15 protein-coding genes are annotated in these 20726 nt (G+C 72.1%); 12 read left to right on the forward strand and 3 right to left on the reverse strand.

Features of this window, described 5'->3' with window-relative positions:
• Positions 1-777 (forward strand): hypothetical protein (locus FAF44_RS15815; protein WP_237103914.1); only part of this gene is annotated, 777 nt, incomplete at its 5' end.
• Between the two features lie 98 nt (positions 778-875).
• Positions 876-3053: an acyl-CoA dehydrogenase gene (locus FAF44_RS15820; protein ID WP_237103915.1), complete on the forward strand. Its 2178-nt coding sequence runs from the start codon at positions 876-878 to the stop codon at positions 3051-3053.
• Between the two features lie 9 nt (positions 3054-3062).
• On the opposite strand, the gene FAF44_RS15825 is transcribed toward FAF44_RS15820, so the two are convergent.
• Positions 3063-4886, reverse strand: a complete 1824-nt coding sequence (locus FAF44_RS15825; RefSeq protein ID WP_237103916.1) for a DUF2628 domain-containing protein — start codon at positions 4884-4886, stop codon at positions 3063-3065.
• Positions 4887-4971: 85 nt separating this feature from the next.
• Between FAF44_RS15825 and FAF44_RS15830 the strand changes: the two genes are divergently transcribed.
• The 5 genes from FAF44_RS15830 to FAF44_RS15845 all read left to right on the forward strand — a co-directional run bounded on the left by FAF44_RS15830 (position 4972) and on the right by FAF44_RS15845 (position 12777).
• Entirely contained in the window at positions 4972-6516 is a 1545-nt protein-coding gene (locus FAF44_RS15830) for a hypothetical protein (protein ID WP_237103917.1), read from the forward strand.
• Positions 6517-6626: 110 nt separating this feature from the next.
• Positions 6627-6761, forward strand: coding sequence for a hypothetical protein (locus FAF44_RS54670; protein WP_272894589.1), 135 nt, complete (start codon positions 6627-6629; stop codon positions 6759-6761).
• A 12-nt stretch (positions 6762-6773) separates the two neighbouring features.
• Positions 6774-7580 (forward strand): glycosyltransferase, encoded by an 807-nt coding sequence (locus FAF44_RS15835; protein ID WP_272894577.1) that lies wholly within the window; start codon positions 6774-6776, stop codon positions 7578-7580.
• Positions 7577-8671 (forward strand): glycosyltransferase family 4 protein, encoded by a 1095-nt coding sequence (locus FAF44_RS15840; protein WP_237103919.1) that lies wholly within the window; start codon positions 7577-7579, stop codon positions 8669-8671. The genes FAF44_RS15835 and FAF44_RS15840 overlap by 4 nt, the downstream gene beginning before the upstream one ends.
• Positions 8668-12777, forward strand: a complete 4110-nt coding sequence (locus FAF44_RS15845; protein ID WP_237103920.1) for an alpha-(1->3)-arabinofuranosyltransferase family protein — start codon at positions 8668-8670, stop codon at positions 12775-12777. Before FAF44_RS15840 ends, FAF44_RS15845 begins: the two co-directional genes overlap by 4 nt.
• On the opposite strand, the gene FAF44_RS15850 is transcribed toward FAF44_RS15845, so the two are convergent.
• Complete coding sequence (locus FAF44_RS15850) at positions 12704-13849, reverse strand: acyltransferase (RefSeq protein ID WP_237103921.1); 1146 nt, start codon at positions 13847-13849, stop codon at positions 12704-12706. The two genes, FAF44_RS15845 and FAF44_RS15850, sit on opposite strands and share 74 nt — an antisense overlap.
• A gap of 193 nt (positions 13850-14042) precedes the next feature.
• Here FAF44_RS15850 and FAF44_RS15855 point away from each other — a divergent pair, with 193 nt between their 5' ends.
• Positions 14043-14963 carry a DUF3068 domain-containing protein gene (locus FAF44_RS15855; RefSeq protein WP_237103922.1) on the forward strand — a complete coding sequence of 307 codons (921 nt, stop codon included), beginning with the start codon at positions 14043-14045 and terminating at the stop codon, positions 14961-14963.
• Positions 14964-15126: 163 nt separating this feature from the next.
• Positions 15127-16233 (forward strand): nitronate monooxygenase family protein, encoded by a 1107-nt coding sequence (locus FAF44_RS15860; protein WP_237103923.1) that lies wholly within the window; start codon positions 15127-15129, stop codon positions 16231-16233.
• 87 nt (positions 16234-16320) lie between these two features.
• On the opposite strand, the gene FAF44_RS15865 is transcribed toward FAF44_RS15860, so the two are convergent.
• The gene (locus tag FAF44_RS15865; protein ID WP_237103924.1) at positions 16321-17130 is read right to left on the reverse strand and encodes a crotonase/enoyl-CoA hydratase family protein; all 810 of its coding nucleotides are present in this window, start codon (positions 17128-17130) and stop codon (positions 16321-16323) included.
• Positions 17131-17245: 115 nt separating this feature from the next.
• On the opposite strand from FAF44_RS15865, the gene FAF44_RS15870 reads away from it, so the two are divergent.
• From FAF44_RS15870 to FAF44_RS15880, 3 genes are read left to right on the forward strand one after another with little or no spacing between them, the layout of a single operon-like run.
• Entirely contained in the window at positions 17246-18820 is a 1575-nt protein-coding gene (locus FAF44_RS15870; protein WP_237103925.1) for an acyl-CoA synthetase, read from the forward strand.
• Positions 18810-19709 carry a Zn-ribbon domain-containing OB-fold protein gene (locus FAF44_RS15875; protein ID WP_237103926.1) on the forward strand — a complete coding sequence of 300 codons (900 nt, stop codon included), beginning with the start codon at positions 18810-18812 and terminating at the stop codon, positions 19707-19709. The genes FAF44_RS15870 and FAF44_RS15875 overlap by 11 nt, the downstream gene beginning before the upstream one ends.
• Positions 19706-20725, forward strand: a complete 1020-nt coding sequence (locus FAF44_RS15880) for a thiolase domain-containing protein (RefSeq protein WP_237103927.1) — start codon at positions 19706-19708, stop codon at positions 20723-20725. The genes FAF44_RS15875 and FAF44_RS15880 overlap by 4 nt, the downstream gene beginning before the upstream one ends.
• Position 20726 lies beyond the last annotated feature (1 nt).

Below are 20726 nucleotides of genomic sequence, written 5' to 3' on the forward strand. Positions count from 1 at the left end.
CCCCCGCCACCCCCGGCCCGCCGCTTCGGCGACATCCCGATCAAGGCCGTCTACCTGGTCGGCGCGATCCTCGGCACGGTCCTGGCCGTGTTGCTGGTGTTCGTCGCGTTCCGCGGCGACGTGCCCGCCAACCAGCAGTCGGCCGAGCAGGTGGTCCCGGTCGCGCCGGTGCCCTCCGTGTCGGCGACCCCGACCCCGTCGGCCAGTCCGACCCCGACCGAGACGCCGATCGTGCTGCCGCCGGTGCCCGACAGCAAGAAGTACGCCACGCTGTCCGGCAAGGCGTCCGCCGTGTCCGGGGTGATCACGGACAAGAACTCCGGCATCAGCTACCCGAGGCTGGCCTCGCCGTGGCAGGCGAAGTCGTTCCCGCCGTTCTCGATCGCGCAGCGGATCGGCAAGGTCGCCGTCCCGCACACGGTGATCGCCTCGGCGATGTACCCGGGCGAGTCGCCCGAGACCAAGCCCAGTACGGACGCCGACTACCGGGAGATCGCCACCCAGGCGGCCCGCTGGACGATCCGCACCCAGTACCCGGCGGGCGCCAAGCTGGACGAGTGGACCGCCTCGAAGAAGATCCCGCTCGGCAAGGGCTGGACGCTGGGCTACAAGGTGAGCTACACCTTCGACGGCAAGGAGCAGGAGGCCCAGGCCATGGTGACGGTCGTCGAGGTGGGCAAGACGAAGCCGGCGATGCTCATGGCCTCGATCCCCGAGACGGAGAAGACCCGCTGGCGCGACCTGAACACCCTCGTCGAGCAGATTCGTCCGCTTTAGGCAGGGGTTCGTCCCTTCGGCGGCGGGGAGCGGTATCCCAGAAGCATCCTCTAGAATATGATTCTGGGCAGTACTCGGACCTGGCTGGAGGATGAGCAATGGCTATCGGGTTGAGCGAGGAGCACGAGGCGCTCCGTGAGTCGGTGAGTGGCTGGGCCGAGCGGAACATCCCCTCGGAGCTGCTTCGTGCCGGGACGGACGGCCGTCCCGCGTTCTGGCCGGGTCTGGCCGAGCAGGGACTGCTCGGCCTGCACGTGCCCGAGGAGCACGGCGGCTCCGGCTACGGGCTGCTGGAGGCGGCCGTGGCGATCGAGGCGCTGGCCGAGCGCATGGCGCCGGGGCCCTTCGTGCCGACCGTGCTGGCCAGCGCCGTGATCAACGCCTCCAAGCGCCCGCAGCACCTGGAGTCGTTCGTCGACGGCACGCTGACCGCCGCCGTCGCGCTGACCGGCTCGCTGACCGGCGTCCGCCGCGCGGACGGCTCCCTGGTCGTCTCCGGCACCGCCGAGCCCGTGCTGGGCGGCTCGCTGGCCGACGCGCTGGTGCTGCCGGTCGCCACCGACGACGGCGAGCAGTGGGTGCTCGTCGACGCCTCCTCCGCGACCGTCACCGAACTCGGCTCCCTCGACCTGACCAGGCCGGTCGCGAAGGTCGAGCTGTCGGACGTGGTCGTCCCGGCCGAGAGCGTCCTGGACGGCGTGGACACCCCCGACGTGCGCGACCTGGCCGCGATCCTGCTCGGCGCCGAGGCGGCGGGCCTGGCCTCGTGGTGTGTGACGGCCGCCGCCGAGTACGCCAAGGTACGCGTCCAGTTCGGCCGCCCGATCGGCCAGTTCCAGGGCATCAAGCACAAGCTGTCGCGCATGCTGGTCGCGCTGGAGCAGGCGCGTGCCACGGTCTGGGACGCCACCCGGGCCGAGGGGCAGGAGCTCAGGTTCGCCGCCGCGGTGGCCGGGGTGATGGCCCCCGACGCCGCCGTGCAGTGCGCCAAGGACGCCATCCAGACCTTCGGCGGCATCGGCTACACCTTCGAGCACGACGCCCACCTCTACTACCGCCGCGCGCTCACCCTGCGCGCCCTGCTCGGCTCGTCGGCCGGCTGGGCCGAGACCGTGACCGAGCTCAGCCTCCAGGGCGTCGCCCGCGAGATGGAGATCGACCTGCCGGAGGGCGCGGAGGAACTGCGCGAGTCGATCCGCGCCGAGATCGCGGAGATCGCCCAGCTCGAAGGCAAGGAGCAGAAGCGCGCCCTGGCCGGACGCGGGTTCGTCATGTCGCACCTGAGCAGGCCGTGGGGCCGCGACGCCAAGCCGCTGGAGCAGGTGCTGATCGCCCAGGAGCTCAAGGCCGCGAAGGTCCGCCTGCCCGCCATGATCATCGGCGCCTGGGTGGTGCCGTCGGTCGCCGCGTACGGGACGCCCGAGCAGCAGGAGCGCTTCCTGCCCAGGACGCTCAGCGGCGAGCTGATCTGGTGCCAGCTCTTCTCCGAGCCCGGCGCCGGCTCCGACCTGGCCTCGCTGCAGATGAAGGCGGACAAGGTCGAGGGCGGCTGGAAGCTCAACGGCCAGAAGATCTGGACGTCCGTCGCCCACGTGGCCGAGTGGGGCATCTGCATCGCCCGCAACTCCAGCGAGGGCTCCAAGCACGAGGGCATCACGTACTTCCTGGTCGACATGAAGGCCCCCGGCGTCACGGTCCGGCCGCTGACCGAGATGACCGGCGAGAACCTGTTCAACGAGGTCTTCCTCGACGACGTCTTCGTGCCGGACGACCTGGTCGTGGGCGAGGTCGGCGACGGCTGGAAGGTGGCCCGCAACACGCTGTCGAACGAGCGGGTCTCGCTGTCGTCCGGCTCGGGCGGCACCGGGGCGTCGGTGCCCGACCTGCTGGGCCTGATCGGCCGGCTGGGGCGGGAGCTGACGCCGGCCGAGGCCCAGCAGGTGGCCGGGGTGGTGTGCGAGGGCCACTCGATCAACGCGCTGTCGCTGCGGGTGACGCTCAAGCAGCTCGCCGGGGCCGAGCCGGGCGCGGACGCCTCCGTCCGCAAGCTGCTGTCCACCTCGCACGCCCAGCACGTGTCCGAGGCCGCGGTGGAGCTGCTCGGGGCCGCCGCCGTGACCGCCGCGGACATGAAGCTCGGCGACGCCGGCTACTGGAACCGGGCGGTGCTCGCGACCAGGGCGATGACCATCTACGGCGGCACCACCGAGGTGCAGCTCAACATCATCGGCGAGCGCATGCTGGGCCTGCCGAGGGACCCCGAGCCGGGCAAGTGAGGCCGCCGCTCATCCCCGCACGGGCTGTGCGGGGACGGGCGCGCCGTTCTCGTCGGGCACCGGGACGCCGATCCTGATCTCGCCGACGCACGAGCCGGGCCCGAGCGCGCTGACGGCCAGCTCCGTGCCGTCCCCGGTGACGGTGGCGTACGTCGTGCCCAGGTCGCGGCCCGCGGGCACGGTGCTCCGCGCGAGCCCGAGCCGCACGCTCAGGGTGGTCCCGGCCCCGTTGAGATAGGAGAGCTGGACGGTGTGCTCGCCGGCCGCGACGGGCACGGGCAGCGTGAAGACCACCTCGTCCCGGCCGACCGGCGTGCAGTTCGCCTTCGACGGGATCGTCACGCCGTCGATGCGCAGCGGGCGCAGCCTGCCCTGCCCGTCGAAGATCATGGGGTCGGCGACCGGGCCGCTCAACTGCCTGGTCCAGGCGATCCGGTGCGGGGCGGTCGGGCCGAGCACCTTGGAGTGGCGGGCGTAGTCGTAGAAGAAGGCCGGGAAGACGACGTTCTCGGGCACGTGCGTGTCCAGCACGACCGTGCCCTCGGGGACGCGCGCCAGCGCCCGCGCGCCGGTCGTGACGTAGCTCTCGACGTCGCGGCCGAGCGGCCGGTCGGCGTAGGCGGCGACCGACCACACCGAGCCCGCCGCGACCGCCAGCGCGACCGGCGTCCACGACCACCTGAGCCGGTGGGCCGGACGCAGCCAGGGACGCCGCTCGTCCCGCACCGGGATGAAGGCCAGCCCGATCACCAGGGCGACGAGCACGGCGGTGGAGGAGACGTAGCGCAGCTCGAACCCGCTCAGGTCGGGGCCGAGCAGTTCCACCCGCCCCAGCATGATCGGCACCACGTCGGCCAGCAGGAAGTAGCCCAGCAGCGTCAGCCAGGCCAGCCAGGCCCGCCGCCGCCACAGCACCGAGACGGTCACGGCGGCGAGCGCGACCAGGCCGCTCACCCACATGAGCGCGACGGGGGTGGCCGCCAGCGCGTAGTCCGCGCCGATCGCCTGCCAGCGCCAGGGGCCGCCCAGCGCCGCCGGGACGAGCGAGCCGGTCAGCAGCGTCCAGGCCGACCGCGCGGCAACCTCGGCGCTCGGCAGGTCGGCGTGGAAGGTCTCGTTCGTGAGCTGCACGGACGTGAGCAACTGGGAGAAGAACACCGCCGCGTACGGCACCAGCACGCCCAGGTACAGCAGCCACGCCCGCCACAGCCGCCGACCGCCCAGCCAGCCGAGCGTGAGCACGAAGGCCAGCACCGGGATGAACGGCGCCTTGACGAAGAACACCATCCCGAACACCGTCCACCCGGCCGCGGCCACCGCGTGGCGCATCCGTCCGGTGCGGGTGAAGTGCACGTGTGAGGCCAGCGCCATCGGCAGCGCGATCTGGAACGGCAGCGTCTCGGCCGCCACCGCCCACCAGGACAGCCCGGGGATCGTCATCGGCGTCAGCAGGGCGAACCCGAGCGGGACGAGGATGGCCGGCCGCGTCCCGAACAGCACGCGCAGCAGCCGCAGCAGCGCCAGCCCGGCCGCCGCCTGGAGGCTGATCGTGACGGCGTGCGCCAGTACGTCGTTGTAGACCCCGAGCCGCCCCATCGCCCAGTGCGCCGCGAACGCCCCCGGCATCAGGTGGCCGAAGTCGATGCGCATGAGGTAGTCCCAGGACAGCGGGTTCTCCAGGCCCCTGGCGATGAACATGAAGTCGTCCTGGCGGAAGTACGTCCTGCTCACCAGAGCGAATTTCCAGACGAGCTGCGCCGCGACCATGACGAGCCCGGCGGCCAGCACCGTGTCGCCGCCGCCCGGACGCTCCCGGACCTCCGCTGTCGTCATGCCGGCCACCACCCCCCTCGCGCAGACTAATCACGCCGGTGGCGGTGGTGGAACGGCCGTGTCGGGGTTGTGATGTCATAGCGGGATGCCGCACACGGCCCGAGCCGGGCTCGCCGCCGCCCTCCTCGGGCTGGCCCTCGGCTGCCTGGCGCTCGGACCGGCCCTGGGCTGGGGTTTCACGCTGCTCCAGGACATGGTGTTCGTGCCCGATCCGGCGTTCTCGGCCTTCACGTTCGGGCTGGCGGGCGGGGCGGCGCGGGTGGCGCCCAGCGACGCCGTGGTGACGGCGCTGGCGCACGTGCTGCCCGCCGAGCTGGTGCAGAAGGCGATCCTGCTGGGGATCTTCGTGCTGGGGTGCTCGGGGGCCGCGCTGCTGCTGCCGTCGGAGTCGCTGGGGCCCCGGCTGGTGGCCGGCGCGTTCTACGTGTGGAACCCGTACGTGGCCGAGCGGCTGCTGATCGGGCAGTGGGCGCTGTTGCTCGGCTACGCGGGGCTGCCCTGGGTGGTGCGGGCCGTCTGGTCGGGGCGCAGGGTGGTGCTCGCCGTGCTGCCCGCGGCGGTGGGCGGGTTCGCGGCGATGACGGTCACCGCGCTGACGGCGCTGCCCGTGGCCGTGCCGAGGTGGCGGACCGTGGCGCGGGTGGCCGTGGTGCTCGCGGTGTTCAGCCTGCCGTGGCTGGTCCCGACGGCGTTGCGGCCGCAGGTGATCGACGGCGACCCGGCCGGCGTGGACGCCTTCGCGGCCAGGGCCGACACGCCGTTCGGGGCGGTGGGGAGCCTGCTGTCGCTGGGCGGGATCTGGAACGCCTACGCGGTGCCGCCCGGGTACGAGACCGTGGTGGGGGCGGTGGCCAGGCTGGCGCTCACGCTCGTCGGGGTCGTGGCCTTCCTGCGCTCGCGGGTCCCGTACCGGCGGGGGCTGGCGGTGGCGGCCGGGATCGGGCTCGCCGTCGCCTGCGCAGGGGTGAGCGAGCCGGGGCGGGCGGCGTTCAAGCAGCTCCTGGAGGTGTGGGGCGGGTTCGCGGTGTTCAGGGACGCCCAGCAGTACGTCGCCCCGCTGGCCCTGATGGCGGCGCTGGGGCTCGGGACGCTGGCCGGGCAGGTGGCCCGGCAGCGGGCCTGGGTGGGCGCGCTGGCGCTGGTGCCGGTCGCCGTGCTGCCGACCATGGCGTGGGGCTCGCTCGGGCGGCTCGGGGCGGTGTCCTACCCGGCGGGCTGGACGGCGGCGCGGGAGGTCGTCAGGCACGACCCGGAGGCGGGTGACGTGCTGGTGCTGCCGTTCGAGTCGTATCGGCGGTTCCCGTGGAACGGCGGGCGGGCGGTGCTGGACCCGGCGCAGCGCTTCTTCGCGACGCCGGGGCGCCGGGTGGTCTCCAACGATGCCGTACGGGTGGGCGAGCTGGTCGTCAGGAGCGAGGACCCGCGGGTCCAGAGGCTAGAACACGTACTAGAAGGAGCTTCGCCCGACCTGCCGGGGGCGGGATTCCGCTACGTGATCGTGGACGCGGGGACCCCGGAGGAGCGGCAGCGGTTCGGCTGGTGGCTTAGGGGTGCGAGGGCCGTGGTCGATACCGCTGAGCTGCGGTTGTACCGTTTTGACGGCAAGGTCGCGAGGGTTACGCCCGATTAGGTACGCTCATCAGCGTCTTTGTTAATATTTCGTCGAGCTACTTCCGAGTAGCAAGAATTGGTTCTAGGTTTAGGGACGCCCACACCACTGTCCGCTCGAGGAGGAACCCCGTGATCAAGATCCTCTTAGCAGCGATGATCGGCGTAGCCGTTGCGGCACTCGTGGCGACGGTCACCACCGTCACCTTCACCGGCGCCACCGCCACGCCGGTCAACCAGCCGCTCTACAACTACGGCGACCGGTAATCCGAGCCGAAGATGCCACCCTCTCCGCAAGGGGACGAGGGGACGAGCCGGCCACCACTGCTTGAGATCGTCATTCCCGCCTACAACGAGGAAGGACGACTTCCCGGGGGGCTCCTGCAGATGTGCGCGAAGCTTGCCCGCATGCCGTTCCCCACCTCCGTCATCGTGGTGGACAACAACAGCACCGACCGCACGGCCGAGATCGTCAGAGGCTGGCCGCGCGGGTCCGTGCCCGTCCGCCTCGTCCGGTGCGCGATCCCGGGCAAGGGAGCCGCCGTCCGCGCCGGGCTGCTCGGCACGAGCGCGCCCTTCGTCGGGTTCTGCGACGCCGACATGGCCACCGACCTCGACGCCATCGACGTGGCACTCGGGCTGCTGCTGTCCGGTGAGCGCGTGGTGATCGGCTCCAGGGCGCACCGCGGCTCGCACGTCGAGAACCGGCACAGCAAGGTGCGGGAGCTGGGCGCGTTCGGCTTCCGCGCGCTGGCCGGAGCGCTCGTGCGCGGCGTGAGCGACACCCAGTGCGGCTTCAAGTTCTTCGACGGCGTGCTGGCCCGCGAGAGCGCCGCGCGGCTGCGCACCCCCGGCTTCGCCTTCGACGTCGAACTGCTCGCGCGCTGCGTCGAGGGGGGTTCGGCGGTGCGGGAGATCCCCGTGCGCTGGCGGGACATGCCGGGCTCGCGCTTCTCCCCGGCCCGGCACTCGCTCGGCATCGTGCTGGAGCTGGGCCGGATCTGGCTGCGGCTGCGCGCCCAGCCCCGGTCGGGGGCCGCGCACACGTCCTGGGAGCCGCCGCTCGACCCCGTCGGATATCCGTGAAGATCGCTGTCGTCAACTGGCGTGACCCCTGGCATCCCCAGGCCGGCGGCGCTGAGACGTTCGCCTGGGAGCTGGCCCGCCGCTTCGCGCGGGCGGGCCACCAGGTGTGCTTCGTCACGGCGCGGGCGCCGGGGCAGCGCCGGCGCGAGAGCGTCGAAGGGGTGCGCTTCGTCCGGATGGGCGGGGTCTTCACCGTCTATCCGCTGGTCCTGGGCTGGTTGCTGCTGCGCGGGCACGTCTTCGACGTGGTGCTCGACTGCCAGAACGGCATCCCCTTCTTCACCCCCTGGGTGGTGCGGCGGCGCACGCGGGTGTTGTGCGTGGTGCACCACGTGCACGACCGGCAGTTCGGGGTGCACCTGCCGGGGTGGCTGGCGGCCTTCGGCCGGTTCCTGGAGGGACCGGTGTCGCGGTGGAGCTACCGGCGGCACGCGTGCGTGGCGGTGTCGCCGTCCACGGTGCGGGCCATGCGGGAGCGGCTCGCGTGGCGCGGCCCGGTGCACGTCGTCCCGAACGGCGTGAGCGTCGCCGCGGGCGGGGACGTCGCGAGGAGCCCGGTGCCGCGGATCGTCTGCCTCGGCCGGCTCGTCGCGCACAAGCGGGTGCACCTGCTGCTCGACGCCGTCGCGGAGCTGCGGGAGCGCCATCCCGGCCTGGTCGTGGACGTCATCGGCCGCGGGCCGGAGGAGGCCGCGCTGCGCGCCGCGCTGCCCGAGGGCGTGACCCTGCACGGCTACCTGCCGGAGGAGGACAAGGCGCGCCTGGTCGCGCGGGCTTGGCTGCATGTGAGCGCCTCGCAGGGCGAGGGCTGGGGGCTGAGCGTGCTGGAGGCCGCCGCGCTCGGCGTGCCGACGGTGGCCTTCGACGTGGACGGGCTGCGCGACGCCGTACGGCACGGCGAGACGGGCTGGCTGCTGCCCGAGGGCACTGACCTGGCCAAGGGCATTGGCGCGGCACTCGACGAACTGGACCACACTTATACCGTGAAATGTCGGGAATGGGCGGGAAGGTTCTCCTGGGACCGCAGCGCCGCACGCCTCACCGCGCTGATGCACGGCCACGACCCGGGCCCCGGCTGGGAGGAGCGGTGACCCTCCTCCCGACCGACAAGCTGGTGGCCGGGCGGCGTACGGGTGCGGGACGTGAAGTCGGCGAGCCCGCCCGCCGCCGCCTCTGGCTGCTGCTGTGCTGCCTCGGCTTCGGCCTGCTGGCGTTCACCACCAAGCCGGGCCACCTCATCTCCGACACCAAGATGGACCTCGCGCTCAACCCGGTCGGCTGGCTGGAGCGCGCCGCCCACCTGTGGGACCTGCAACACTTCGGCCAGCTCCAGAACCAGGTGGCGGGCTACGTCTTCCCGATGGGGCCGTTCTTCGCGCTCGGCGACCTGGCGGGCCTCGCGCCCTGGGTGACGCAGCGGCTCTGGCTCACGCTGCTCATGTGCGTGGCCTTCCTCGGCGTCGAGCGGCTGGGCCGGCAACTCGGCATCGGCACGTCCGGCACCAGGATCGTGGGCGCGCTGGCGTACGCGCTGGCTCCGCGCACGCTGTCGATCCTCGGCGAGATCTCGATCGAGTGGCTGCCCGCCGCGATGCTGCCGTGGATCCTCATCCCGCTGCTCACCGCCTCCGAGACCGGCCAGCGGGCCCGCGGGGCCATCAGGTCGGCGCTGGCCGTGGCGCTGTGCGGCGGCGTGAACGCGGTCGCCGTGCTGGCCGTGCTGGTCGCGCCCGTGCTGTACATCCTGACCCGGCCGCGGCCGGTGCCGCGCTGGCGGCTGCTCGGCTGGTGGTCGGGCGCGGTCGCGGTGGCCACCCTGTTCTGGTCGCTGCCGCTGCTGCTCGTGGGCCGGTACGCCTTCTCGTTCCTGCCGTACACCGAGACCGCCCAGACCACCACGTCCGTCACCTCGCTCACGAACGTGCTGCGCGGCGCCTCCGACTGGGTGCGCTACCTGCCGCTGAGCGGCGTCTTCGAGCAGCCGCCCGGGTACGCTATCGCCACCTCCGCCACCATGGTCGTGGTCACCGGTCTGATCGCCGCGCTGGGCCTGGCCGGATTGTCACGCCGCGACCTGCCCGCCAAGGGGTTCCTCGTGGCGATGTTCCTCGTCGGCGTCGTCGCGCTGGTCGCGGGGCACGCGGGCGCGCTGGAGCCGATCGTGGCCGAGCCGGTGCGCTGGCTGCTCGACGGGCCGCTCGCGCCGCTGCGCAACCTGCGCAAGTTCGACCCCCTGGTCCGGCTCGCGCTCGCCTTCGGCCTGGCCCACCTGCTGGTCAGAGCCCGTGTCCCGCTGCGGACGACCGCCGTGGCCGCCTTCGTCGCGCTCGTGCTGCCCGTCTTCAACCAGGGCCTGGCCGCCCCCGGCGACTACCAGCAGGTGCCCGATCACTGGCGGGAGGCGGCCGGCTGGCTCGACCGCAACGCGGGCGACGACGGCGTGCTGATCGTGCCGGGCGCCAAGTTCGCCGAGTACGTCTGGGGCCGCCCCATGGACGAGCCCATGCAGGCGCTGTCCGCCGCCCGCTGGACCACCAGGCAGATCACGCCGCCCGGCTCCGTCGGCCTGACCAGGCTGCTCGACGCCATCGACCAGCGGCTCACCGCCGGCCACGGCTCGGCGGGGGTGACGGCCGTGCTGCGCCGGCTGGGCGTGCGCTACCTGCTCGTCAGGAACGACCTGATCAGGGAGAACCTCGCGGGCGCCTGGCCGTCGCGGGTGTACGAGGCGCTGCGCGAGTCGCCGGGCATCAAGAAGGTGCGCTCGTTCGGCGACCTCGTCGGCGACAGGGAGACCGACGACGCGGTCAACCAGGTGGACGCCCCGTTCCCCGCCCTCGACCTGTACGAGGTGTCGGGCAGCTCCGACCTGGTCACCGTGCAGCCCGCCTCCGACGCGCTGGCCGTGCGCGGCGGGCCGGACTCGCTGCTGGCCATGGGCGACCTCGGCCTGCTGGACGAGGGCCCGGTGCTGGTCAACGGCGACGCGGGCACCCGGGAGACGCCCACGGTCGTCAGCGACGCGCTGCGGCTGCGCGAACGCTCGTTCGGCGAGATCAGGACGAACCAGTCACCCACGCTGACGGCCGACCGGAAGGCGGACTTCGACGGCGTGCGCGAGCTGGACCTGCTGGAGGACGGCTGGCTGGACGAGACCGCGGTGGCCGAGTACTACGGCGTCGCCGGCGTCAGCGCCTCGTCCTCGGTCGCGGACCCGTACGCGATCGCCGGGCTCAGCACCACCGGCCGCAGCCCGTGGGCGGCCATGGACGGCAACGTCAGGACCGGCTGGGAGAGCGACGGCGCCAGGCCCCCGACCGGCGAGTGGCTGCGCGTGGACCTGGCGGGGCGGATCCGGCTGCCGTACCTGAACGTGATGTTCGCCCCCGACCTGCTGCTCGGCCAGGCGGTCAAGCGCGTGTCCGTGGAGACCGAGGCCGGCAGCCTGGTCCAGGACGTCACCCGCAGCACGGACCCGCAGCGGCTGCGCGTGCCCGCCGGGCCCACGAGCTGGGTGCGGCTCAAGGTGGCCGAGACGGTCTCCGCCGAGTGGAGCTACGGCCAGCGGGTCGGCGTCATCGAGCTGTCGATCCCGGGCGTCACCGCCGGCCGGACGATCAGGCTGCCCGGCGAGGGCGACGTGTACGTCATGGACCGCGGCCCCGGCGAGCGGCCCGGCTGCATGCGCAACCAGTACCGATGGGTCTGCAACGAGGTGGTGCTGGCCAAGCAGGGCGAGGAGACCGGGTTCGACCGGACTTTCCGCGCCGGGTCGGACGCGTCCTCGAACGTGCGGGGAACCGCCGTGCTGAGGGATCCCGAGCTGGTTGACCGGTACACCCGGGTCGGCGCGGGCCTGACCACCGTGACCGGTTCGTCCCAGCTCACCGGCGACGCCGTGGTCTCGCCCCGGTCGGCCTTCGACGCCGACGGGACCACCACCTGGATCCCGGACGCGGCCGACACCGAGCCCACGCTCACCGTCGCCTGGAAGGGCGAGCGGAAGATCTCCCGCGTCCAGATCGGCCGTCCGGGCGGGGACGAGCAGCCGCTGGACGTGATCGTGAGCGGCGACGGCGGCGAGGTGCGCGGCGGCCGGGTGGACGAGCACGGCAATCTCGACTTCAAGGCCATGTCCACCTCGCAGCTCAAGCTGCGCTTCACGCCCTTCTCCAAGCGGCTTCAGGTGACCGAGCTGGTGGTGCCCGGCGTGGACCCGGTGGGCCGGCCCGCCGACATCCCGCTCAGGCTGCCCTGCGGGGCCGGCCCCAGGATCGAGGTGAACGGCGCCGTCATCGAGACCAAGGTCGCCGGCACCCACGCCGACCTGCTCGAACAGCGTCCGGTGCAGATCCTCGGCTGCTCCAGGGCCGAGGTGAGCGTGGGCGACAACCGGGTGCGGGTGGCCGGCTGGGACTCCTACACCGTCGACTCCCTCGTGATCGGCACGCTGCCCCGCCGTCAGCCTGGTGTGGAGGGGGCCGCGGTGCGCGGCACGTGGACGACGTCCGCGCGCGAGGTGTCGGTGAGCGCGCCGAAGGACTCCTTCCTCGTCGTGAACGAGAACTTCAACGCGGGCTGGCGGGCCCAGATCGACGGCGAGACCCTCAAGCCCGTGCGCATCGACGGCTGGAAGCAGGGCTGGGAGCTGCCCGCGGGCACCCAGGGGACCGCCAGGCTCGACTACCTGCCCGACCGTCTCTACCGGCTCGCGCTGCTGCTCGGCCTGGCGGGGATCGCGCTGCTGGCGCTCGTCGCGCTGGTCCTGCGCGGGCCGCGTCCCGAACACGTCCGCGAGACGGCCGCCGCCTCGCAGTCCCGGCTGTCGCGGCTGCGGGCGCCGGTCGTGGTGCTGCTCGCGCTCGCGTTCGGCGGCTGGGTGGCGAACTGGCCCGGCATGATCACGGTGCTCGCCGCCGTGCTCGTGACGCTGCTGCTGCGCGCCCGCGGACGGCCCGCGCACTGGGCGGCGGCCGGCGCGTTCGGGGCGGCCACGGCGTCGCTGGCGGCGGCCATGCTGCTGCGCACGACCGGCGTGGACGTGGCGGCGCTCGGCCCGCTGATGGACCACGTGCCGCAACTCGCCTCGGTGGCGGCCGTGGGCGTGCTGTTCGGCCAGCTCGTCACGGAGCAGGCGCGGCCGGCAGCGCGGCCCGAGCTCCCGGCGGCGGAGCAGGTGCTGACCGGTGTCCGCTGAGCTTGAGCGCGCCGACCTCGATCAGGTGGTAGCTGCCGACGCTCAGCAGCAGCGAGGCCACCAGCGAGATCACCGTCACGCTGGCGAAGTCGGCCTGGAACGGCTGCGCCCCGGTGAGCTTGAGCAGCAAGGTGATCACCGGCGCGTGCCAGAGGAAGAAGCTGTAGGAGATGCGGCCCAGGTAGGCGCAGACGGGGTTGCCGAGCACCCGGTTGCGCAGCGCGTCCGGCCGGGACGCCAGCGCGAACGGCGCCACGAGCAGCACCGCGATCGCCGCCTCCAGGCTGACCCGCCACAACGACTGCGGCAGGGTGGGCAGCGTGAGCGTGCGCGGGCCGGCCAGTTCGGTGCTCAGCAGCGCGTACAGCAGCCCGGCCAGCACCAGGAAGTGCGGGGCCAGCGAGTCGACCACGCGGCTGTGCCCGATCCACACCGACAGCACCGCCAGCGCCATGCCACAGGCGAAGTAGATCAGGTGGTACGGCAGCAGCAGCGCGAGTTGCGGCGCGCCGAACTGCCGGGCCACGACCACGGTGGCCACGGAGACCAGCGGCAGCACCGCGATGCCCGCCAGCAGCCGGACCGGCCGGTTGCCGCTGCGTGCCACCCGGTGCAGGGCCCAGGCCAGGACCGGCAGCAGCACGTAGAAGGACATCTCGATGGGCAGCGTCCACATCTGGTACAGGCCGTCGGGGGCGGGGTCGTCGGGGAAGTAGTTCTGCGCGAGCAGCAGCCACTTCAGCCAGCCGGTCCAGTCGAACGGGCTCCACGCCCACAGCGCGAGCGCCGTCACGAGCCAGTAGACCGGCAGCACCCGGAGCGCCCGGCGCCACAGGTAACGCAGCGGACCCGGGCGTGGCGTATTCTCGATCACCGCGCGCGCCCACGGGCGGTACAGCAGCAGGCCCGACAGGAGGAAGAAGATCGGTACGGCGATGCCCAGGCGGCTCATCATCCAGGCGAGCATGCCCTCGCGGTACATGACGCCCGTGTTGCTCCCGACGTGCAGCAGCCAGACGCCGAGCGCGGCGATCGCGCGGATGCCGTCGAGGGCGGCGTCCCTGCTCTTCATCGCTGCTCCCACTTTCTCGCTTTCCCGGCCGTCCGGCGCATAGCCGGCCAGGGCCGAAACTACGATAGAACTTGTTTCTATCGATTTGGTTGCGGTGGTAAGGCCGCTCGTGACGGACATCACACACTGTCATACTTTGTTGCTCGACGATCGCATGCAAACGACAACATGTTCTACAAATACGGAGGCCTCGATGGGTCGTATCTCCACGCTCGTCCTCATCGGGTTCGGGGCTTTCTTCATCGCGCTCGCGCCGCTGCTGAAATTCTGGGCGGCCGGCCAGATCATCTCCGCCCCGGCGAACCAGTTCGGCATCTCGCGGCTGGAGGCCAAGGGCGCCCAGTACTTCTCCCTCCAGGACCTCAAGGTCCTGACCGGCGACCTCGACATCATCGTCACCACGCGCGGTGACGTGAAGGAGGCCACCGGCGACCGGGTGGTCTGGGACGAGGCCACGGTGGTCAACGACGTGACCAACAGCCGCCCGCAGATCGACATCTCCGAGCGCCGCAGCGCCTTCGACCGGTACACCGGGCTGGGCGTGAACTGCTGCGGGACCAGCGTCGAGAAGGCGCCGGTGACGCTGGAGGGGCAGATCTACAAGTTCCCGTTCGACGTCGAGAAGAAGACGTACAAGGTGTTCAACGCCACGGCGCAGAAGGCGTTCGACGCCGCGTTCGTGCGCGAGGACAACGTCAACGGGCTGCCGGTCTACGTCTTCGAGCAGAACGTGCCGCCGACCAAGACCGAGACCCGCACCGCCCCCGCCAACGTGCTCGGCATCACCGGCGAGACCGGGGACGTGCAGGTGGACCGCTGGTACGACGGCAAGACGACGTACTGGGTCGAGCCGGTGACGGGCTCGCCGGTCCGGCAGGAGGTGCAGCGGCACGAGGTGCTGAAGACCCAGGACGGCGTGGAGCGCACGGCGGCCTTCGTGGCCACCGCGAAGATGACCGAGCAGACCGTGAACGACCTGGTCAAGAACGCGCAGGACGGCAAGAGCACGATCGGCCTGCTGCGCGACGTCATCCCGCTGGTGCTGCTGGTGGTGGGCGTCGTGCTCGTGGTGGCCGGCGTGGTGCTGGGCCGGCGCGGACGTTCCGTCGCGTAAAAAAGAGCGCGATTTAAGGGCCCGTGCACGGCGGGCCCTTTTTCATTCACCTGGACGGCTTACTAGAACCAGTTATAGTCCTAGGTTACTCACCGGTACCAGACCAAAGGTTCTAGTCTAGAACACGTTGCAGTCAGCGAGATTCCGGACGTATTGTCGGGCCATGCGGACACGCGTCACGGACATGTTCGGAATCGAGCTCCCGATCTTCGCGTTCAGCCATTGCAGGGACGTGGTCGCCGCCGTCAGCCGGGCCGGCGGCATGGGCGTCCTGGGAGCCCTCTACTTCACGCCGGAAGAGCTCGAGACAGAGCTCAAGTGGATCGACGACCACGTGGACGGCAAGCCGTACGGCGTGGACGTCGTCATGCCGGCCTCCTACGAGGGCGCCGACTTCGCCCCCGAGGAACTGGTCGGCCGCCTGCAGTCGATGATCCCCGAGGGGCACCGGGCGTTCGTCGAAGGGCTGCTGGCCAAGCACGGGGTGCCGGCGCTGTCGGCCGACGCGGAGGCCGGCCGGGTCCTGCTCGGCTGGACCGACGCCACCGCCCGCCCGCAGGTGGAGGTCGCCCTGCGCCACCCCATCGCGCTGCTGGCCAACGCCCTCGGCCCGCCGCCCGCCGACGTCGTGGACCTCGCCCATGCCCACGGCGTCAAGGTCGCCGCCCTCGCCTCGACCCCGCGCCACGCGCTCAAGCAGGTCGAGGTGGGCGTGGACGTGGTGGTCGCGCAGGGTACGGAGGCCGGCGGGCACACCGGCGAGATCTCCACCATGGTGCTCATCCCGCAGGTGGTGGACGCCGTGGACGTGCCGGTGCTGGCCGCCGGTGGCATCGGCAACGGCCGCCAGATGGCCGCCGGCCTGGCGCTCGGGGCCGAGGGGGTGTGGACGGGCTCCCTGTGGCTCACGGTCGAGGAGGCCGACACGCCGGAGCCGGCCAAGCGCCGCATCCTGGAGGCCACCTCCCGCGACACCGTCCGCTCGCGTAGCTGGACGGGCAAGCCCGCGCGGCTGCTCAGGAACGAGTGGACCGAGGCGTGGGAGTCGGAGGACTCGCCGGGCACGCTGCCGATGCCGCTGCAGTTCATGCTCATCTCGGACGCGCTGCGGCGCATCGGACGCTCGGACGCCTCCGCACTGGCCACGTTCCCGGCCGGGCAGATCATCGGGGTGATGGACCAGGTGCGCTCGGCCAAGGACGTGGTGTTCGGGCTGGTGGAGGAGTACGGCGAGGCCCTGGAGCGCCTGGACCGCATCACGGGGGAATGACCCCCCGCGCGGCTGGACCGCCGCGCCGGGAGTGGCCTGCGTTCGGTGCGGGTGCGCCGGTGCGGGTGCGCCGGAGTGGGTGCGCCTTCATCGACCTTCGTAGGTGGGGGCGCGCTTTTCGCGGAAGGCCCGGGTGCCCTCCTTGGCGTCCTCCGAGCCGATCACCGGCCACCCCAGTTCGTCCGACACCTTCAGCGCCTCCGGCTCGGGCATCCCGAGCGTGTCGCGGTAGGTCCGCAGGATGGCCTGCACGGCGAGCGGCCCCGACGCGGCCACGTCCGCGGCCAGTTCGCGGGCCGCCGTCAGCGCCTGGCCGTCCGGGACCACGCGGTTGACCAGGCCCATCGACAGGGCTTCGGCCGCGGTGACCGGGCGGCCGGTGAGCAGCAGGTCCATGGCGTGGCAGTACGGGATCTGCCGGGGCAGCCGGACGGCGCTGCCGCCCATCGGGAACAGCGCGCGCTTGGCCTCGAACAGCCCCAGCGTGGCCGACTCGGCCACCACCCGCAGGTCGGTGCCCACCAGCAGTTCCGTGCCGCCGGCCACCGCGTAGCCCTCCACCGCGCTGATGATCGGCTTGGTGGGCAGGTCCTCGCGCAACAGGCCCTTCCAGTGGAAGTTGGGGATCCGGGCCGCCCTGGCCTGGACGTCCGGATCCGTGGAGGGCTGCCCCATGGCCTTGAGGTCGGCCCCGGCGCAGAACGTGCCCTCGGCCCCGGTCAGGATCGCGACCCGGATGCCCGGCTCCTCCGACGCGTACGCCCACGCCGACGCCAGGCCGATCAGCATGTCCGACGACAGCGCGTTCCGGGCCTCCGGCCGGTTCATGGTGACGGTCAGGACGTGCTCGTCGCGTTCGATCCGGCAGTGGGGGGTACTGATCGGCAGGAGCTCCACGGACGCCTCCGAAGTGACTGAATCAAGCGCTTGCTACGGACTTTGGCCCAGGATACGCTCCCAGGAGCAAACGAGAACAGGTTCCTGTTTTGCTGTCCCGCGCTGAGGAGATCAGATGGGCACGCTCGGATTCTGGAGGCTCGCGCAGGCGGATCCCGACTGGATCGCGGCCGTGGACCCCGACGGCACCCAGCATCGGGCGGGCGACCTGCTGGCCCGCTCGAACCAGCTCGTGCACGGCCTGCGCGAGCTCGGCCTGCGGCCCGGCGACGGCATCTGCGGCCTGGCCCCCAACGGCGCCGACGGCCTCGTCCTCTACCTGGCCGCGCTCCAGGCGGGCTGGTACTACACCCCGGTCAACTGGCACCTGACCGGGCCGGAGATCGCGTACATCGTCTCCGACAGCGAGGCCCAGGCCCTCTTCGTGCACCCCCGCTTCGCGCAGGAGGGCGCCAGAGGCGCGGAGGCCATCGCACCCGAGCGCCGCTTCCTCCTCGGAGACGGAGACGGAGACGGAGACGGAGACGGCTCCGGAACCGGCTTCAGAGCAGTGCGCGAGCTGACCGACGGGCAGCCCGGCACCACACCGGCCGACCGCACCGCCGGCGCCACCATGCACTACACCTCCGGCACCACCGGCAAGCCGAAAGGCGTCAGACGCCGCCTCAGCGGCCTCGACCCGGACGACGCCGCCGAACTCATGACATTCCTGCTCGGACTGTTCGGCATCACGCCGGGCCGCCCGAACGCCCACCTGGTCACCTCCCCGAGCTACCACACGGCGGTGACCCAGTTCGGCGGCACGGCCCTGCACATGGGGCACACGCTCGTCTACATGGACAGGTGGGACGCCGAGGAGATGCTCCGGCTCTGCGAGCGCCACCGCGTCACCAACTCCCACATGGTCCCGACCCACTTCAAGCGGCTGCTCGCGCTGCCGGAGCAGACCCGCTCCGCGTACGACCTGTCCTCGCTGAGCTGGATGATCCACGCGGCCGCCCCCTGTCCGGTCCCGGTGAAGTGGGCCATGCTCGAGTGGTGGGGCGACTGCGTGTACGAGTACTACGCGGCCACCGAGGGCGGCGGCACCCTGGCCACACCCGAGGAGTGGAAGGCGCATCCCGGCACGGTCGGCCGCGCCTGGCCGATCAGCGAGCTGCTGATCGCGGACGACCAGGGCGAACCGGTGCCCGCCGGCACTCCAGGGACGATCTACATGAAGATGATGGGCGTCCCGTTCGAGTACAAGGGCGATCCCGCCAAGACCGCCGCGAACCGCCTCAAGGACCACTTCACCGTCGGCGACATCGGCTACCTGGACGACGACGGCTTCCTCTTCCTGTGCGACCGCAAGGCCGACATGATCATCTCGGGCGGGGCGAACATCTACCCCGCCGAGATCGAGAACGAGCTCATGATCCACCCGAAGGTGGCCGACGTCGCCGTGTTCGGCATCCCCGACGAGGAGTGGGGCGAGCAGATCAAGGCCGTGGTCGAGCCCGCCACGGGCGTGCCGCCGGGGCCGGAGCTGGCCGCCGAGCTGCTGGCCTCGCTGGAGGGCCGGCTGGCCAGGATGAAGTGGCCCAAGAGCGTCGACTTCATCGCCGAGATGCCCCGCGAGCCCAACGGCAAGCTGCTCAAACGCAAGCTCCGCGACCCGTACTGGGAGGGACACGACCGTGCCATCTGATCCGCTGGTCGCCCAGCACGTCCTGGAGTTCCCCGGCGGCTACACGCGTACGACCGGGCCGGTGATCGGCCGCTTCCTCAGCGAGCTGCGCGCCCGCCGCATCGTCGGGGCGCGGACGGCCGAGGGACGCGTGCTCGTGCCCCCGCTCGAGTACGACCCCGCGACCGGCGAGCCGGTGACCGGCGAATACGTCGAGGTCGGCCCGGCCGGCACGATCACCACGTGGGCCTGGGTGGACGAGCCGCTCCCCGGCCACCCCCTCGACCACCCCTTCGCCTGGGCGCTCATCAAGCTCGACGGCGCCGACACCGCGCTGCTGCACGCCGTGGCCGCCGACGACCCCAAGGCGCTGAGCGCCGGCAGCCGGGTCTGGCCCGTCTGGCGCGACCGGCCCACCGGTCACATCACCGACCTGTCGCACTTCGTCCCCGAGGTCACGAAGATCGTGTCCAACGTGCGCGCCGAGTACCGCCTCCAGGCCGGCGGCGCGCTCCGCGTCTTCCTGGAGGGCGTCGCGCGCGGCATCCTGCTCGGCAGCCGCTGCGCGCGGTGCGAGAAGGTGTACGTGCCGCTCCGGCTGGCCTGCCCCGAATGCGGAAGCGACCTGCCCGACACGCTCGAACTCCCCGACACCGGCACGATCACCACGTTCGCCATCAACAACCTGCCCGACCCCCGGGCTCCCGAGGTGCCGTTCGTGTCGGCGTACATCCTGCTCGACGGGGCCGACATCCCCATGATCGCGCTCATCGGGGACGTTCCCGCACACGAGGTGCGCCAGGGCATGCGGGTGCGGGCGGTCTGGGTCCCCGAGAACGAGCGCACGGCGTCCATGGCGAACATCCGCTGGTTCGCCCCCACCGGCGAGCCCGACGTGGAGCTGACATGAGAGACGTGGCCATCGTCGCGTTCGCGCAGACCCGGCACACCGATCACGACACCGGGGCCAGCGAGCCCGAGCTGATCCAGCCCGTGATCAACGAGGTCAAGGAGCGCACCGGGCTCGACCGCTTCGGCTTCACCTGCTCGGGAAGCTGCGACTACCTGGCGGGCGCGCCGTTCTCGTTCGTCTCCGCCCTCGACGCGCTGGCCGCCTGGCCGCCGATCTCCGAGAGCCACGTCGAGATGGACGGGGCCTGGGCGCTGTACGAGGCGTGGGTACGGCTGCAGCACGGCGACATCGACTCCGCCCTCGTCTACGGCTTCGGCAAGTCGTCGCTCGGCGACCTGCGGACCATCATGACCCTCCAGCTCGACCCGTACTACCTGGCCCCGCTCGGACTCGACCAGCTCTCCTACGCCGCCCTCCAGGCCGCCGCCGTGGGCGCGGAGCGGCCGGAGCTCGACGAGATCGTCCGGCGGAGCAGGGCGGACGGGCGAGGCAACCCGTACGCGCTCGACCTGCCCGACCCGGAAGGGGAGGACTTCGCGCTGCGGCCGCTGCGGAAGACGGACGTGCCGCCCATCACGGACGGCGCCGCCGCGATCGTGCTCGCCACCGGCGACCTGGCCGCACGGCTGTGCCCCAACCCCGCCTACATCAGGGGCATCGCCCACCGCATCGAGCCGCACTACCTGGGCCTGCGCGACCTGGCCCGATCGCCCTCGGCGGCCGACGCCGCCCGCGCCGCCGGGGTCGGCAAGGGCCCCGTCGAGGTGGCCGAGCTGCACGCCCAGTTCCCCCACGAGGAGATCATCCTGCGCCGGGCGCTCGAACTGGACGGCGACACCGTGATCAACCCGTCGGGCGGGCCGCTGGCCGCCAACCCTGTCATGGCCACGGGCCTCATCCGCGTCGGCGAGGCCGCGCGCCGCATCCACGACGGCACGGCGCGCCGCACGGTCGCGCACGCCGCGAGCGGCCCCTGCCTGCAGCAGAACCTCGTGACCGTCCTGGAGGCATGAC

The organism is Nonomuraea sp. MG754425 (assembly GCF_021699195.1).
In the GTDB taxonomy this organism is placed as follows: Bacteria; Actinomycetota; Actinomycetes; order Streptosporangiales; family Streptosporangiaceae; genus Nonomuraea.

Coding starts and splice junctions, on each gene's coding strand:
- FAF44_RS15825 (WP_237103916.1), bottom strand. CDS start 4,886: ATGACGACAGCGGAGGTCCGGGAGCGTCCGGGCGGCGGCGACACGGTG.
- FAF44_RS15860 (WP_237103923.1), top strand. CDS start 15,127: ATGCGGACACGCGTCACGGACATGTTCGGAATCGAGCTCCCGATCTTC.
- FAF44_RS15820 (WP_237103915.1), top strand. CDS start 876: ATGGCTATCGGGTTGAGCGAGGAGCACGAGGCGCTCCGTGAGTCGGTG.
- FAF44_RS15830 (WP_237103917.1), top strand. CDS start 4,972: ATGCCGCACACGGCCCGAGCCGGGCTCGCCGCCGCCCTCCTCGGGCTG.
- FAF44_RS15870 (WP_237103925.1), top strand. CDS start 17,246: ATGGGCACGCTCGGATTCTGGAGGCTCGCGCAGGCGGATCCCGACTGG.
- FAF44_RS15855 (WP_237103922.1), top strand. CDS start 14,043: ATGGGTCGTATCTCCACGCTCGTCCTCATCGGGTTCGGGGCTTTCTTC.
- FAF44_RS15835 (WP_272894577.1), top strand. CDS start 6,774: ATGCCACCCTCTCCGCAAGGGGACGAGGGGACGAGCCGGCCACCACTG.
- FAF44_RS15850 (WP_237103921.1), bottom strand. CDS start 13,849: ATGAAGAGCAGGGACGCCGCCCTCGACGGCATCCGCGCGATCGCCGCG.
- FAF44_RS15880 (WP_237103927.1), top strand. CDS start 19,706: ATGAGAGACGTGGCCATCGTCGCGTTCGCGCAGACCCGGCACACCGAT.